Raw genomic sequence first — 14,966 nt, 5'->3', positions numbered from 1 at the left:
GAAGAGAGAATCATGACAACTGCAACTCGTTTTCCCCAATTCAGCCAAGACCTGGCCAGCGATCCCACCACGCGTCGGCTGTGGTATGGCATTGCCACCGCCCACGACTTCGAGACCCACGATGGCATGACGGAGGAGCGGCTTTACCAAAAGCTGTTCGCCACCCACTTTGGCCATCTGGCAATCATCTTCCTGTGGGCCTCCGGCAACGTCTTCCACATCGCCTGGCAAGGCAACTATGAGCAATGGGTAGCCAACCCCACGGGTGTCACCCCCATCGCCCACGCCATCTGGGATCCCCACTTTGGCAAGGCAGCGGTGGAAGCCTTTACCCAACCGGGGGGCGGCGGCCCCGTCAACGCGGCCTACTCTGGCCTGTACTACTGGTTCAACACCATTGGCCTGCGCACCAACGGCGATCTCTACACCGGCGCGATTGGCCTGCTGTTGTTGGCGGCGGTGTTTCTGTTTGCCGGCTGGCTGCACCTGCAGCCCCGCTTCCGGCCTAGCCTGAGCTGGTTCAAGAACGCTGAAGCCCGTCTCAACCACCACCTGGCCGGCTTGTTTGGGGTCAGTTCCCTGGCTTGGACTGGTCACCTGGTACACGTCGCCATCCCCGAGTCCCGCGGGCAGCACGTAGGCTGGGACAACTTCCTTACCACTCTGCCCCACCCGGCAGGTCTGAAGCCCTTCTTTACCCTCAACTGGGGGGTGTATGCCCAGAACCCGGACACGGCCAACCATGTCTGGGGCACGGCAGAAGGGGCGGGCACGGCCATCCTCACTTTCTTGGGTGGCTTTAACCCCAACACCCAGTCCCTGTGGCTGACGGACATGGCCCACCACCACCTGGCCATCGCGGTGATCTTCATCGTGGCCGGCCACATGTACCGCACCAACTGGGGCATTGGCCATAGCATCCGGGAGATCCTTGGCGCCCACAACCCCCCCAAGGGCACTCCCTTCGGAGGCCTGCTGGGAGAAGGCCACAAAGGTCTCTACGACACGGTCAACAACTCCCTGCACTTCCAGTTGGCTCTGGCCTTGGCCTGTCTGGGGGTGGTGACCTCGCTGGTGGCGCAGCACATGTACGCCCTCAACCCCTACGTGTTCATGTCCATGGATCACACCACGGAGGCGGCTCTCTACACCCATCACCAGTACATTGCTGGCTTCTTGATGGTGGGGGCGTTTGCCCACGGGGCCATCTTCCTGGTGCGGGACTATGATCCTGAGGCCAACAAGAACAACGTGCTGGCGCGGGTGCTGGATCACAAGGAAGCGATCATCTCCCACCTCAGCTGGGTATCGCTGTTCCTGGGCTTCCACACCCTGGGGCTGTACGTCCACAACGACGTCATGCAGGCCTTTGGCACGCCGGAGAAGCAGATCTTGATCGAGCCGGTGTTTGCTCAGTTCATCCAGGCCTCTCACGGCAAGATGATCTACGGCATGGATGTGTTGTTGTCCAACCCCGACAGCCTTGCTTCTACCGCTTGGCCCAACTACGGCAACGTGTGGCTGCCGGGCTGGCTGCAGGCCATCAACGATCCCAACGGGTCTTTGTTCCTGCCCATTGGCCCGGGTGACTTCCTGGTGCACCACGCCATTGCGCTGGGCCTGCACACCACCACCTTGATCTTGGTGAAAGGTGCGTTGGATGCTCGCGGCTCTAAGCTGATGCCGGATAAAAAAGACTTCGGCTACAGCTTCCCCTGCGATGGCCCGGGTCGGGGCGGCACCTGCGACATCTCCGCCTGGGATGCCTTCTACCTGGCCATGTTCTGGATGCTGAACACCATCGGCTGGGTTACCTTCTACTGGCACTGGAAGCAGCTTGGGGTTTGGAGCGGCAACACTGCCCAGTTCAACGAGAACTCCACCTACCTGATGGGCTGGCTGCGGGATTACCTCTGGGCCAACTCCGCCCAGTTGATCAACGGCTACAACCCCTACGGGATGAATAACCTGGCGGTTTGGGCCTGGATGTTCCTGTTCGGCCACCTGGTGTGGGCAACTGGGTTCATGTTCCTGATCTCCTGGCGCGGCTACTGGCAAGAGCTGATCGAGACCTTGGTGTGGGCGCATGAGCGCACTCCCTTGGCCAAGCTGATCCGCTGGAAAGACAAGCCGGTGGCCATGTCGATTGTCCAAGGTCGTCTGGTGGGTCTGGCTCACTTCACGGTGGGTTACGTGTTGACCTACGCGGCCTTTGTTATCGCCTCGACAGCCTCTCAGTCGGGGTAGCAAGCCTCACCTGCTGAATAACCGGTAGAGAAGGGATCCCTCGGCTGGTCCAGGGATCCCTTTTTTGTGAGTTGGTAGAGTGGTGATATGAAGTTTAGGGTCTGATGAGTTTGGTCGATGACTCTAGCCGCCCGATTGGATCCCTATATCAGGCGATATACCTTTGAGGAGTTTCATCGGCTGATTGAGTCTGGACAGATTGAAGAGCCCAATCAGTTGGAGCTGATTGACGGGCTCCTGGTTCAAAAGATGACGAAAGGGGAGAGGCACGCCGCCTACTGTAGCCGCCTGTACCGACTGTTGGTGGGCCTTGTGCAGGAGCAAGCTATTGTGCGCACCCAGGATCCGGTGCAACTGCCCCCCAATCACGAGCCGGAGCCCGACTTTGTCATTGTGCGCTTTCAGCAGGATGAGTACCGCTCTCGGCATCCTCAGCCCGAAGACATCTATCTCATCATCGAAGTGGCTGATTCTTCCCTTACCTATGATCGGGAAGTCAAACTCGGACTCTACGCCAAAGCCGGGATCCCCAACTACTGGATCTTGAACTTGCAGGAGAACTGCCTAGAGGCTTACAGCTTGCCAACGGAGTCGGGAGTTTACCAGAAAAGAGAGGCTTACACCCCCACGGAAAAAGTTGGGATCCCAGGGATCCGGGCTGGAGAGTTGAGTCTGGATCAGGTTTTTTCCATCGGTTAAGGCAGGGATCCCTTGCCGGCAGATCGAGTCTTGGCTGGCAGGAGTATTGTGGGTGGAGAAGCGTTTGCAGAAGGATTGTTGATGAGCTACGACGCGGTGGTGATTGGGGCCGGGCACAACGGGCTGGTGAGCGCTTGCTATTTGGCCAAGGCCGGGCAAAAAGTGCTGGTGCTGGAGCGCTATCACACCGTTGGTGGGGCTGCAATTACAGAAGAAATTCACCCAGGCTTTCGCGTGTCGGTGGCTTCCTATTCCTGTAGTTTGCTGCGCCCGGAGATCATCCGCGATCTGCGCCTGCCGGACTATGGCTTTGAGGTCTATGCCAAGCAACCTTCCTATTTCATGCCCTTCCCGGATGGGCAGCACCTCTTCCTGTATGCCGATAACCGCGCCAAGAGCAAAGCGGAAATTGCCAAGTTTTCCCGCAAAGATGCAGAAGCCTACGACCGCTGGGAGGAGTTTTGGGATCGGGTGAACGAGGTGGTGGAGCCAACCTTAATGCAGCCGCCGATTTCACTGGGGCAACTGGCGGATCGCTTTGCAGCTGCTGGCTATGAAGACGATTTCCGCCGCATCATGCTCCTCTCGACCACTGATCTCCTGGATGAGTTCTTCGAGTCGGAGCAAGTCAAGGCGGCGATGGCTCCCCAATCTTTGATCGGCACCTCTGCCGGGCCGATGACTCCGGGTACGCCCTACATTTGGCTGGTCCATGCGGTAGGTCGGGCTATTGGCTCGCGTGGGGTCTGGGGCTATGTGCGCGGTGGGATGGGATCCATTACCCAAGCGATGGCCAAGGCAGCTCTGGACTTAGGGGTGGAGATCCGCACGTCTGCTCCAGTGGCGGAGATCTTGATGGAGAGTGGGCAGGCCGCTGGGGTTATCCTCGAATCGGGGGAAACCGTGCGGGCGCGGGCGGTTCTCTCCAATGCCCATCCCCAAATCACCTTTTTGCGACTCTGCTCCTCTTTGCCCCCAGACTTGCGTGACCGGCTAGAACGGCACTACCGCACCTCAGGCCCGGTGTACAAGCTCAACTTGGCCCTGGAGGAACTGCCCCGCTACACAGCGGCCCCTGCTGAAGTGCCCCCAGAAGTGGTCAGTTCCGCCACGGTAGACATTGCTCCCTCGGTGGCCTATCTGGAGCGGGCTTGGGATGATTGCAAATACGGGATCCCTTCCCGGGATCCGTTTATCGAGATCTACAGCCAATCCCCCACCGACCCGACGATGGCTCCCCCAGGCAAGCACATTCTCTCCTGTTTCTGTCAGTTTGTGCCTTACCAACCCAAAGGGCGAGATTGGAACGATGGCCTACGGGAGGAATTTGCCGATCGGGTAATCGACAAAATTGCCCAATTTGCCCCCAACATCAAAAACGCCGTGATCGCACGGCAGATGTTGTCGCCTGTGGATCTGGAAGCCCGCTTTGGCCTTGTGGGGGGCAGCATTTTTCACGGGGAAATGACGCCGGATCAAAGCTACAACCTGCGGCCCATCTCCGGCCTGGCCGACTATCGCTCCCCCATTCCCGGCCTTTACCTCTGCGGCTCAGGGGCGCACCCAGGAGGCGGAGTGACCGGGATCCCTGGCCACAACTGCGCACAGGTGGTGCTCAGCGATCTACCCAAGCTCTGACCGACGAAAAGGCCAAGCCAGAGCGGATCCCTGCTCTGGGATCAAACGGGTTGCCTGGGTTACAGCCGCACCTGCGTGCCCTCAAAGAATCCACGAATAATGAGAATAACTCCCCCTGCATCAGGAGTACCCGTATTTCCGTCGCCAGTTGGTGAGTTCGGGCCTATAACTTGGTTGTCAGTGGGGAACTCTTGCTCAATAAAGAATTGCCCAGAGATATTCGAGCCAGAGGTGGTTGGATCGAAAACCAAATTCAAGTTGCCTCGCAGCAGAGAACCGCCAATATCTGCCCTATTAAACGGCCCGGCCAGTTGTGCCCCAGCTAAGGTGCGGAAGACAAAATCTCCCGTGGTGGGGACAATGCCCTGAAGGATAACAGGACTGAGATTAGTTCCCTCCACAGGGGATCCAGGCAACGTACCTGTGGAGCGCTCGGTGCGCAAGGAGAAGAAGTAGTCAAACGCGGTAGGGGCACCGGGACGCTCAGGGACGGGCAACTGCGGGATCGGGGTGGGGAAAGGTCGCGGCGGCGGGCTAACCTGGACGAAGTTGAGGACTGTGCTGACATTGGCCGGGTCAAACTCTGCCTGCACCCGACCGTTCAACAGGCGCCGGATGCGCACCAACTGATTGGGCAAGATATTGGGCCGCGTCGGATCCGGGGCAAACAACACCGACTGGGTGCCCACCTGGGCAGGGCGATAGACAATCTCCGCCTGGTTGGGCCGGAAGTTCAGGCGGGCAAAGAGAGCCAAGGCATCCTCAGGAGTGCCATCGCCCGCAACCCCCCGCTGCCGCACCACAAAGCTCGCGGAGAAACTGCCTGTTTGGAGAATAGCGACTACAGGACCTTGGGGTGGAGGAGGGTTGACAAAGGAGCCAGGCGCCAAAATCTCACCACCGGGGCCAGGGCCACCGTTTTCAAACAATACACCCACAGTGGGGACAATCAGGGAAGAATCTCCCTCCAGGACGACTTGATTACCATTTCTACTCACCAAAATGCGGCGCACGGTGAGCGTTAAAACAGTACGGTCATCTCGGATAGCCCTGAAGGTGGTGTTCACCCGAATGCGCTGGTCGTTGGGGAGGGTCGAAATTGCAACCAGCCCGGCGATATTGAATTGCGTAGATAGCCTGCCGTCGTTGGGTCCAAAGGCAGTGATATTCACCAGCGGTGTGGTTCGCCCAATTTGGACGGCCAGGGTGCTGGAGCGAAGGGTGGAGTCGATTGTCAGCTCACTGGCTGGGATCTCGTTCACGGGCAAGATGCGGGCTTCAACATTGGCGATGCGAGCTTCACCGCTTCCCTGCAAGGGGTTGGTACGCACAGGGATCCCATTGTCAAACCTCGGATTGACGTAGTCCAACCGGAGGCTGGTGGTCTCCAGCACCGAGCCGGGGGTAAAGCGGTACTCCTGCGCCGAGACAAACGCCGTGGGATCCACCTGGACGGGCCCAGGCAAGGTCGGGGACTCATTAACCTCGCCGCAGCCGCCTAGCAGCAAGACTCCACACAAAACCGCTAATGAGCGACCTTTGAAGTTCATAAGGCACTTCCTCACACACCCTAATCTGGGGAAATCCACACACAAAATGGAGGGAAAGGCACCCAACCCCAACGCTACAGGTAAGCTGGCCGCCCCTGCTCGAGGCTATGATACCCCATATCTAGGGGATGGGCCATTTCCGGAAAAATTTCTTGGATTTGCTCTGCCGGTCGCTTGACAACGCCCTGGAATGCAGTAGAACTAACAGCAGTCATCCCCCTTTCAAACGGGATACCTCGTAATCTTGCTTGTCAATGTACAGGGGTAAATTCAGTGGATCCCGGCTGGACGCTGTCGGAAAGATTTGCTGTGGTGTGAGTGAGTGGAGACTTCCCCAATGAAACGACGTTCTGGCTCAGCCCTTGGCGGCGGTGGCCTTTCCCTTCTGGTAACTTGGGCTTCGCTGGCCCTGGTCACTGGTTGTAGCAGCGAGACTACTGGTGGGCTGCCGCCCCTCTTGACTGCCGACGGAGCTACACCCCCTCCGGTGGCGGTTGCCCCTACCATTTCACCCAACCTCACGCCCATCACCTTTCGCCCCGGGCCGGACTTTGCCCCCATCACGCCGCCGCCAGTTCAACCCGATCTGCCGGATCCGCCTCAATTTGGGCCAGGGGGCGGCTTCAACGTCGACCAGCCGTTTGCATCGCTCTCTTACAGAGTGGACTTGACCAACCTGATTGTCCGAGGAACAATTGCGAGTGTAGACATTCAGGTCTTGAACATCACTTGTGGAACGGATGTTACCAGCGTAATCCGGCCTGAGGCCCTGAGTCAGTTTAGGAACCTGCTGATTGGGAGAGGCAACACGTTCACTGACGCTAACGGCTTCAACTTTAGCTACACGTTTCCAACGGATCCTAGGTTTTTCGATGACTTGAGGATTTTTTCAAAGGGAATTAGGAGGATCGAGAACCGAGAAATACTGACAGGAGATGACATTGTTTTTGTCCTAACTATTAGAGATGCTTTTGGACAAGTTTTGCGGGTTGATGACTCAATTTTCAATCCAGGGGAAACTCGAAACGAGGTGCGCGGCTTTGCCATTCCACCCTGCGGCAATCTTCCTCTGCCGACGCCTAGTCCGACTCCAACGCCCCTGCCGCCTGTACCTACGCCTACCTCAGGCCCCACTCCTGTGCCAACGCCGGTTCCTGTGGGACCCTCGCCCCTGTTTGCTCGCTTCCTACTGCCCAATCCAGCGCCGGTCAATACACCTGTTACCCTCACCTTTGTAGTCGATAACCGAGTGGCTGGCGCTATTCCCTTGAGTGGTCTCAGCTTCCAGGCAGTCTTGCCAGAGGGGCTGGTCGTGGCCAATCCTCCCACACCTGCCGGCATTGCCAATCCAAATACCTGCGGGGGCACTTTGGGCGCAATACCGGGAACAAGGATCATCAACCTTTCGGGCGGAGTTCTGGCAGCAGGTGCTACTTGCGAGGTGAACGTCTCCATTCAAGCAACGGCTCCTGGGATCTACACATTGCCGCTGCTATTTGTGTCGAACAATCAGACTCTACCCAGTGCAGCTCCTCCCATCACTCTAGTAGCCAACTAGCAGCCAATGGTGATGCGGCTTTGGAGAGGACTTCCGTTTTGTAAGCGAAGGTGGCAGGAAATGAAGGTGCAAAAGTTCAAGACCGAAAGAAGTTGGTTGCGGGCTTTAGGCAGCGCGGGGGCTGTTTTCTTCACTACGGCAAGCTTGATCGGCTGTCAGCAATCCAACGACAAAAGCGCCACTAGCTTTGTTCCTGGGCCGATCATTCCGCCGCAAACGCCCAGCGTACCTACCGGAGGCACTGAGGTGGGTTTACCTCCTATAGCCCCAGGGATCCCTTTACCAACTCCTACCATTGCTATCCAACCTCCTCTCCCAGCCCCAACCATTCCTCCGATTCCCTCTCCTGCTCCTGTTCCCACCATTAAGGCGGAGATCCCTGTTCCTTTTACTCCTTTCCCTCCTCCTCCCCCCACTCCGTTCCCTGTTGAGAAAGTCAGCGTTATTCCGGAAAAAGTTGAGTTTGCAAAAGGCACAACTGTTGGTTCTACCGAAACTATAACCCTTACGCCTTCCAAAGCTCCTGCTAATGGCAGTTTGGTGTTGAAGGTGGAAAGCAATAACCCACAGGTGGTGGGTGTTTCTACAACAGCTGCCTCTTTCGTAACTGTTGTCATTCCACCGGGATCCGAGGATAAGCCCACAGTTACATTAACCCGTTTGATCCCGGCCACGCAAGCGGGCAATGCCACCATAATAGTTACCCGCGACCCTGCCACAACAGCTGTCAATTACCCGGTGGGCAGTGTGAATGTTCTTGTGCCGGTTAAGGTATTGCAGGAAGCGCCGCCTACCATTACGGTTACCCCTCCGACGATAGAGTTTCTCGATAATGACATAGTTGGGGCTACCAAGGTTGTCAATGTCAAACTCGAAGCCCCTCCGATTGGTGGGCAGGTTGTTTTGGATGTCAGCGGAACTCCTAACCCCTTTGGGGCGGGCGCTCCGTTCACTGTTTCGACCTCTACTCTCCTCTTTAAGGAAGGTAGCAAAGGGCCTCAAGAATTCGGAGTTATTCGACTAACGGACGGGGTATTCACTGGCTCCATCACTATTAAGCTTAACCCATCCTTAACTACTGCCAGCAACTTCCTGACCAGTGATATTAACTTTGTGATTCCTGTGAAATCAGCTGTAGGTTCTATCGAGCTTAAATATGGGGATTCAGTAGATTGCACCAACAACCTTGGTAAGCTAGTCATCGTAAATCCACAAATTACCACCCAAGGTAAAGTCCTTAACCCCCTAACTTTCAAGGCAGAGCCTGAACCTCCACCGCCAGCTGGCTTTTCGTTTGACAGGCCAACGGGGGCAATCAAGGTGCAGTGTCCAGCCACCAAAGACACTCCTCCCATTGGCTCTACTCTCTTGACATTGGTGACTGTTACGGACTCTTCTAGTCCTCCTATCTCGGCGCAGGCACGTGTGAACATTACAGTTAAGTAGACGATACATGCCTGGCTTGTATGAATGTCCAAGACCATCTTGGGTGAGACTGTTGAGCTACACCCAATCGGCTTTTCTTTTGCTGCACTGGTAACGGTTACTAACTCTTCGACTCCCCCAATTGCAGCTCAGAAGTTTGCAGCGGTCAAGGTCGAGTAGCAAATATCGCCTCTAAGAAATCTGTGCAAAGCTAGGAGGGGGTGATGGAACTGATCACATCAAATCCAAAGTCCCCAGCGTGTCTCCTCAGGGGCTGGGCGCGCTTAGCTAGTCCGCCGAGAAGCCCCGCCCTCTGTCCGCAGGACGTTCGCGCTAGCGGCGCGGAGCGCTTGGGTCGGGATGAGAGGCGGGAGTTCCTTGGTTTTCAATGTACTGGCACAAAACCGAGACCGTCACCCCACCACATGAAGCGATGAAATAAGATTCATTCCACAGTACATTTTTCCGATATATCTTGCTGATGTAGTCCGCAAACTCGCTTCTCATCCTACGGCTAGAGACGGATTTAATGTTGTTTACCAACTTGGACAGATCTATCTGCGGATAGTACTGGAATAGCAGATGAATATGGTCTGCCTCGCCGTTAAACTCAATAAGTTTGCAGCCCCACTTCTGGCAGAGGTCATACATAACTTCATGCAATCGCTGCAACATTTCTCTAGTAAATACCTTGCGCCGGTACTTGGTGGTTAAGACCAAGTGTGCCTTCAAATCAGATACAGCTCTGCCGCTGGAAACAAAATCATGCTTCATGGCTGCCAATCCTTACTGGCGCTATAATCAGTGTAGCGGTTTCTAGGCACGCTTAAGATGAGGACTGCTTATCAGTACCGTCTGCGGCCTACGCCCAGCCAAGCTGCCCTGATGGATCAGTGGCTGGAGCTGTTGCGCAAGCAGTACAACTATCGGCTGGCAGAGCGGTTTAACTGGTGGGAGCAAAACCGCTGTGATATCAACGCTTGCCCTTTAATCTGTCATTTGCCTGAACTGAAGGACAGGCCTGATTACTACTCCCAAAAGCGGGATCTGGTGAATACCAAGGCAAGGTTTCCCGAATACCAAGCAGTCCACTCGCAAGTCCTCCAAGATTGCGTAGAGCGAGTGCACAAAGCATTCGACCGCTGGCTGAAAGGCGACCACAACGGCAAGAGGACAGGGAGGCCGAGATTCAAGGGGGTGGGCCGGTATCGTTCCTTCACCTTCCCCCAGATGAAGCAGGACTGCATTCAGGGGAAGTTCATTCATCTGCCCAAGATTGGCACAGTTAAGCTGATTCAGCACCGTCCTTTGCCTGACGGTTTTGTCATCAAGACTGCTACCATCACCCGCAAAGCGGACGGGTGGTATGTGACATTAAGCCTGCAAGATACGTCTGTCCCCGAGTTCACTCCCGACCTGCCAACACTGGAGAACACCATGGGGATCGACATGGGGCTGGACTCCTTTTTGACGACCGATACGGGGGAGTCCGTCCCAGTGCCCAAGTATTACCGCCGCGCCCAAAAGCGGCTGGAGAGGCTGCAGCGGTCATTGTCCCGCAAGAAGCGGGGGTCAAACCGCCGCAAGAAAGCCCTGAAGCGGGTGGCCAAGGCTCATCTCAGGGTGGCCAACCAGCGTAAAGACTTCCACTACAAAACAGCCAAGAAGCTGGTAAGCAAGGGAAAGCATATTGCGTATGAGGCGCTCAACATCAAAGGTATTGCCAGAACCAAACTAGCGAAATCTACTTATGATGCCGGGTGGGGGCAATTCCTGCGGATTCTCGCAGTCAAGGCTGAAAGAGCTGGGCTGAGGGTGATCGCAGTGGATCCAAACGGCACAAGCCAAAACTGCTCTCGGTGCGGCCAAAAGGTACCGAAGACCATTCAAGACAGGTGGCACTCTTGCCCACATTGTGGACTGGAACTGCACCGAGACCACAACGCGGCGATAAACATCAAATACAGAGCGGTGGGGCATCCCGTTCTTAAAGCTCAGGAAACGTCCTTCACAGGAGTCACTGAGAAGCCCGCACTCTTTCGCTTTAGCGGCGCGGAGCGCTTTGCGTCAGCATGAGTGCGGGAGTATGTCACTCCGTGCTTTTCGGATCAGTATCGTAGGGCTTGGTACTCGGATCTGAACTAAGCTGCCAATGTTGCTGCCCAATCCAGGAGGGCGTTCACTGCTTTTAGGTCTTTCGCCTCTGAGTACAACCTCAGCAGAGGCTCGGTGCCACTGCCGCGAATCATCACCCAACTGCCGTCGGCAAGGGTAAATTTGTGGCCGTCTTTGTCGAAATGCTTGATCACTTTCTGCCCCAAAATCTCAGCCGGGGGATCCATCTGTAGCCGTTTGAATAACTCAGTTTGTTGGTTTTGATCCGCGAGGTGGAGATCGCGGCGCAGGTAAACAGAGGTGAACCCTTCCCGTTCCTGCAAAGCCCGGTAGATGGTGCTGAGATCTTGACCGGTTTCCGCGACCGCTTCGATGAGATACAGGGCCGAAAGCAGGGCATCCCGCTCGGGAATGTGGCCCAAGTAGCCGATGCCGCCCGATTCTTCTCCGCCCAACAGCACCTGGGTGCTCATCATGCGCTCGGCGATGTACTTAAAGCCCACCGGCATTTCCGTAACCGGTAGGCCATAGTGCTGTGCAACTTTAACAAACAGTTCGGAGCCGCTGATGGTTTTGACAATCTCGCCCCGCAAGCCGCGTCGCCCGGCCAGGTGGTCGATCAAGATGGGGATCAGGATCTGCGGACTGAGGAAATGGCCTTGCCCATCGAGAGCCGCAATGCGGTCGGCATCCCCATCAAAGACCAAACCCATTTTCAAGGGGGCGGGATCCGCCGCGATGATCTGAGCAGAAGCCTGCAGGTTTTGGGGCAAAGGCTCGGGGGGAAATCCCCCAAACAAGGGATCCCGATGCGCCTGCAACTCAATGACCTTCTCCCCCAAGAGGCGCTTGAGGCCCCCCGCTCCTGAGCCAAACATGACATCCACCCAAATCTTGGCCGGGGATCCTTTGAGCTTTTCCAGATCCACAAAGCGGCTGAGCTGGGCCAGGTAGCCGGGCCAGGGATCCCAGGTGTGGATGGGGGCCTTGTGGGATCCAAGAGGCTGGAGGCTTTGCAGCTCCTGCTCGATGGCGGCAGTGACTTCCGGTGGCACGGATCCACCGAATCCCCCCTTGACCTTGAGGCCGGAATAGTGGGGGGGGTTGTGGCTGGCGGTGATCACCAAAGCGCCGTGGCAGCCCCGCTCCTTGGCACCCCAGCTAAAGGCCGGCGTTGGGGCCACACAGGTGGAGAGGTAAACTGGGATCCCCAGGCGGGCCACCACCTCAGCAACGTGGGCGGCAAAGCGTTCCGAAAGAAAGCGGTTGTCGTAGCCGACCAGGATCCCTTCGCCGGGGTAGGTGCGGGCCAAGACTTGGGCGCTGGCCTGGGCGGCAAGGGCCAAGTTTTGGAAAGTAAAGCCCTCGGCAATCACGGCTCGCCAGCCGTCGGTGCCAAAGCGGATGGGGGGGGTGGGCATGGCTTGATGTATCGGATCCCGTCGCATCAACTCATAGCATGATGCCAAGGTCAATGGTTTCAAGGAGGACGAAAAAGCGGTTGATCTGCGGTTTCTCAGCCCACTCTCAGGCAAAATGGGCTGCATTCTCAGCTGGAGCGGGGGTAATAAGAGAGGAGTTTCTCTTGCAGGGTTCATCAATCCAGCTCCCAGCCTGACGGCCCAAGGTATCTGCGAGGGAGTTCCTCCGCGTATTTACGTGGGTACAGTTCTGCAAGTTGTGGTGCCAAGATGTTCAGCCTACTCCTTCTGCTGACCTTGATTGGGGTGATCTTCTTCACCCGGCGGCTACAGCAACTCCTGCACAACATTCCGCAGCGCTACTGGCTCTCTCTGGGTGGAGGGATTTCTCTGGCCTATGTGTTCACGGCTTTTTTGGCGGAAGTGACGGAGCTGCAACAACACTTGATGCCCCTAGAAGTGCCTGTGTTGGGCTATTTGATTGAACACATTCATCTGCTCATGTTGCTGGGCATTGTTACGGTATATGGGTTGGAGGGGCTGGCCCAATCTTCCAAGCAAGAGGCATTGCTGCATCCAAGGATATTTTCCGTTCACATTGGTTTCTTTACGCTCTACAGCGTAATTCTGGGTTATTTGCTAAGACACACGGTGCAAGAATGGCTCAGTTGCCTGTTGCTGACCATCGCTTTGGCTATCCACCTCAGCATCGTCTGTAAAGATCTATTTGAGCATCATCCCCACTTATTTCAGCACCAAGGGCGTTGGCTGTTGATCGGATCCCTTTTTGTCGGTTGGCTGATGGGGCAAAGGGCCATTTTGCCGGAGATAGCCTTAGCCGCCAGCATTGCCTTTGTAGCGGGGGTTTTAATCTTTCAAGTGCTGAAGCACGAGCTACCCGAAACCGAAGGGCACTTTGGGGCATTTTTGGCGGGTGTTGTCGGTTTTGGTAGCTTGCTGGTGGCCATTTCGGCCATTCGGGCCTGGGAGTGAGTTCTACGGGTAAACCCAGCGTATCAGTAGCAATCACTGGGATCCCTCTCTGAAATTCTGCGGATTTTGAGTGGAGATTACCTTTTCTTAATCTTCGCTTAACAAAAAGTTAACTCTAGCCTGCTATTTTCTATCTGTTCCTTGAAGAAACACTAAGCCCTCATTGAGGAGTCAATAGACACTATGATGAAAACTTTCTTGGCAGGCCGTCGCTCTTTGCTCGTGGGGCTAGTTGCCACCGTGGCCGGTGCTTCTGTAGCCCTGTCTGGACTGGTGCATGCCCAGGCCAAAGATTGCCCCCGTCCGCCGGAGATGGATGTGCGCTTCTGCGACCGCGATGGCGATTTGATTGCCGATGTGCCGGAAGATCCGAACGAGTGGATCAATCCGGATACCCTGATCTTTGCCTACACCCCCGTTGAGGATCCCTCAGTTTACAAGAACGTTTGGGCTGAGTTTCTCGATCACTTGGCAGAGTTAACCGGCAAGAAGGTGGAATACTTCCCAGTGCAGTCCAATGCTGCTCAGTTGGAAGCGATGCGGGCGGGCCGTTTGCATGTGACCGGCTTTAACACCGGCTCTGTCCCTTTGGCGGTGAATGCGGTGGGCTTCCGTCCTTTTGCTATGATGGCCAGCTTGGATGGCAGCTTCGGCTACGAAATGGAGATCATCGTTCCTGCCGATAGCGATATCCAATCCATCGAAGATCTGCGCGGTCGGCAATTGGCTTTCACTAGCGAAACCTCCAACTCTGGCTTTAAGGCTCCTTCGGCGCTGCTGAAAGGGGAATTTGGCATGGAGCCCGGGGTTGACTACCAAACTGTCTTCTCAGGCAACCACGAGAACTCTATCTTGGGTGTGTTTAACGGTGACTACGAGGCGGCGGCTATTGCCAACTCCGTGATGACCCGCATGGCCAAGCGGGGCACGATTGATCCCAGCAAAATTCGCACCATCTACAAATCTCAAACTTTCCCCACCACAGCCTATGGAGTTGTCTACAACCTCCACCCAGAAGTGGCGGAAAAAGTGAAAGAGGCTTTCTTCACCTTTAAGTGGGAAGGCACCAAGCTAGCGGAAGAGTTTGGCAAGAGTGGTGGGGAGCAGTTCATTACCATCACTTACAAAGAGTATTGGGAAGTGATCCGCACTATTGATAAAGCCAGCGGCGTGGAGTACAAGCTCTAAATCCTCTCCAGCAGATCTTTCACTTATGGGATCCCTTCTCGATCGGGGATCCCTTTTTGTTGTCCTGCAACAGTCAGGATCGAGCCGGACAGTATCATCGTTGCAGACCTATCCTGCAGATCCCAGCATCCT

Annotated in this window: 11 protein-coding genes; 8 read left to right on the top strand and 3 right to left on the bottom strand. The window is 55.9% G+C overall.

Annotation, left to right across the window (positions count from 1 at the left end; genetic code table 11):
* Positions 1 to 12 precede the first annotated feature (12 nt).
* The 3 genes from psaB to ACVWY8_RS08205 all read left to right on the top strand — a co-directional run bounded on the left by psaB (position 13) and on the right by ACVWY8_RS08205 (position 4,584).
* Positions 13 to 2,247 carry a photosystem I core protein PsaB gene (psaB, locus tag ACVWY8_RS08215; protein WP_414332634.1) on the top strand — a complete coding sequence of 745 codons (2,235 nt, stop codon included), beginning with the start codon at positions 13 to 15 and terminating at the stop codon, positions 2,245 to 2,247.
* 117 nt (positions 2,248 to 2,364) lie between these two features.
* Positions 2,365 to 2,946, top strand: coding sequence for a Uma2 family endonuclease (locus ACVWY8_RS08210; protein WP_457394232.1), 582 nt, complete (start codon positions 2,365 to 2,367; stop codon positions 2,944 to 2,946).
* A gap of 81 nt (positions 2,947 to 3,027) precedes the next feature.
* Positions 3,028 to 4,584 carry a phytoene desaturase family protein gene (locus ACVWY8_RS08205; protein WP_099812798.1) on the top strand — a complete coding sequence of 519 codons (1,557 nt, stop codon included), beginning with the start codon at positions 3,028 to 3,030 and terminating at the stop codon, positions 4,582 to 4,584.
* A gap of 59 nt (positions 4,585 to 4,643) precedes the next feature.
* Here the strand turns inward: ACVWY8_RS08205 and ACVWY8_RS08200 are convergent, their stop codons facing one another.
* Positions 4,644 to 6,134, bottom strand: a complete 1,491-nt coding sequence (locus ACVWY8_RS08200) for a hypothetical protein (RefSeq protein WP_457394229.1) — start codon at positions 6,132 to 6,134, stop codon at positions 4,644 to 4,646.
* Between the two features lie 337 nt (positions 6,135 to 6,471).
* On the opposite strand from ACVWY8_RS08200, the gene ACVWY8_RS08195 reads away from it, so the two are divergent.
* The gene (locus ACVWY8_RS08195; RefSeq protein ID WP_457394227.1) at positions 6,472 to 7,692 is read left to right on the top strand and encodes a DUF7933 domain-containing protein; all 1,221 of its coding nucleotides are present in this window, start codon (positions 6,472 to 6,474) and stop codon (positions 7,690 to 7,692) included.
* A gap of 60 nt (positions 7,693 to 7,752) precedes the next feature.
* A complete protein-coding gene (locus ACVWY8_RS08190) occupies positions 7,753 to 9,138 on the top strand; it encodes a hypothetical protein (protein ID WP_457394225.1) in 1,386 nt (461 codons plus the stop codon).
* Between the two features lie 312 nt (positions 9,139 to 9,450).
* Here the strand turns inward: ACVWY8_RS08190 and tnpA are convergent, their stop codons facing one another.
* Positions 9,451 to 9,891, bottom strand: a complete 441-nt coding sequence (gene tnpA, locus ACVWY8_RS08185; protein ID WP_457394222.1) for an IS200/IS605 family transposase — start codon at positions 9,889 to 9,891, stop codon at positions 9,451 to 9,453.
* Positions 9,892 to 9,948: 57 nt separating this feature from the next.
* Here tnpA and ACVWY8_RS08180 point away from each other — a divergent pair, with 57 nt between their 5' ends.
* Entirely contained in the window at positions 9,949 to 11,193 is a 1,245-nt protein-coding gene (locus ACVWY8_RS08180; protein WP_457394219.1) for an RNA-guided endonuclease InsQ/TnpB family protein, read from the top strand.
* Positions 11,194 to 11,258: 65 nt separating this feature from the next.
* On the opposite strand, the gene ACVWY8_RS08175 is transcribed toward ACVWY8_RS08180, so the two are convergent.
* Positions 11,259 to 12,653 carry a phosphoglucomutase/phosphomannomutase family protein gene (locus ACVWY8_RS08175; protein ID WP_457394216.1) on the bottom strand — a complete coding sequence of 465 codons (1,395 nt, stop codon included), beginning with the start codon at positions 12,651 to 12,653 and terminating at the stop codon, positions 11,259 to 11,261.
* Between the two features lie 270 nt (positions 12,654 to 12,923).
* Here ACVWY8_RS08175 and ACVWY8_RS08170 point away from each other — a divergent pair, with 270 nt between their 5' ends.
* Together ACVWY8_RS08170 and phnD are read left to right on the top strand one after the other, a co-directional pair.
* On the top strand, positions 12,924 to 13,646 hold the full coding sequence (locus ACVWY8_RS08170) for a hypothetical protein (RefSeq protein WP_011431684.1): 723 nt from the start codon (positions 12,924 to 12,926) through the stop codon (positions 13,644 to 13,646).
* 183 nt (positions 13,647 to 13,829) lie between these two features.
* Positions 13,830 to 14,834 (top strand): phosphate/phosphite/phosphonate ABC transporter substrate-binding protein, encoded by a 1,005-nt coding sequence (gene phnD, locus ACVWY8_RS08165; RefSeq protein ID WP_011431683.1) that lies wholly within the window; start codon positions 13,830 to 13,832, stop codon positions 14,832 to 14,834.
* The last annotated feature ends 132 nt before the right edge of the window (positions 14,835 to 14,966 follow it).

This window comes from Thermostichus sp. OS-CIW-32, from assembly GCF_054060415.1.
This window is presented reverse-complemented; position numbering and strand designations above follow the sequence as displayed.

What these genes read in the sequence shown, in the direction of transcription:
- psaB (WP_414332634.1), top strand. Translation starts at nt 13, where the DNA reads ATGACAACTGCAACTCGTTTTCCCCAATTCAGCCAAGACCTGGCCAGC.
- ACVWY8_RS08210 (WP_457394232.1), top strand. Translation starts at nt 2,365, where the DNA reads ATGACTCTAGCCGCCCGATTGGATCCCTATATCAGGCGATATACCTTT.
- ACVWY8_RS08205 (WP_099812798.1), top strand. Translation starts at nt 3,028, where the DNA reads ATGAGCTACGACGCGGTGGTGATTGGGGCCGGGCACAACGGGCTGGTG.
- ACVWY8_RS08200 (WP_457394229.1), bottom strand. Translation starts at nt 6,134, where the DNA reads ATGAACTTCAAAGGTCGCTCATTAGCGGTTTTGTGTGGAGTCTTGCTG.
- ACVWY8_RS08195 (WP_457394227.1), top strand. Translation starts at nt 6,472, where the DNA reads ATGAAACGACGTTCTGGCTCAGCCCTTGGCGGCGGTGGCCTTTCCCTT.
- ACVWY8_RS08190 (WP_457394225.1), top strand. Translation starts at nt 7,753, where the DNA reads ATGAAGGTGCAAAAGTTCAAGACCGAAAGAAGTTGGTTGCGGGCTTTA.
- tnpA (WP_457394222.1), bottom strand. Translation starts at nt 9,891, where the DNA reads ATGAAGCATGATTTTGTTTCCAGCGGCAGAGCTGTATCTGATTTGAAG.
- ACVWY8_RS08180 (WP_457394219.1), top strand. Translation starts at nt 9,949, where the DNA reads ATGAGGACTGCTTATCAGTACCGTCTGCGGCCTACGCCCAGCCAAGCT.
- ACVWY8_RS08175 (WP_457394216.1), bottom strand. Translation starts at nt 12,653, where the DNA reads ATGCCCACCCCCCCCATCCGCTTTGGCACCGACGGCTGGCGAGCCGTG.
- ACVWY8_RS08170 (WP_011431684.1), top strand. Translation starts at nt 12,924, where the DNA reads ATGTTCAGCCTACTCCTTCTGCTGACCTTGATTGGGGTGATCTTCTTC.
- phnD (WP_011431683.1), top strand. Translation starts at nt 13,830, where the DNA reads ATGATGAAAACTTTCTTGGCAGGCCGTCGCTCTTTGCTCGTGGGGCTA.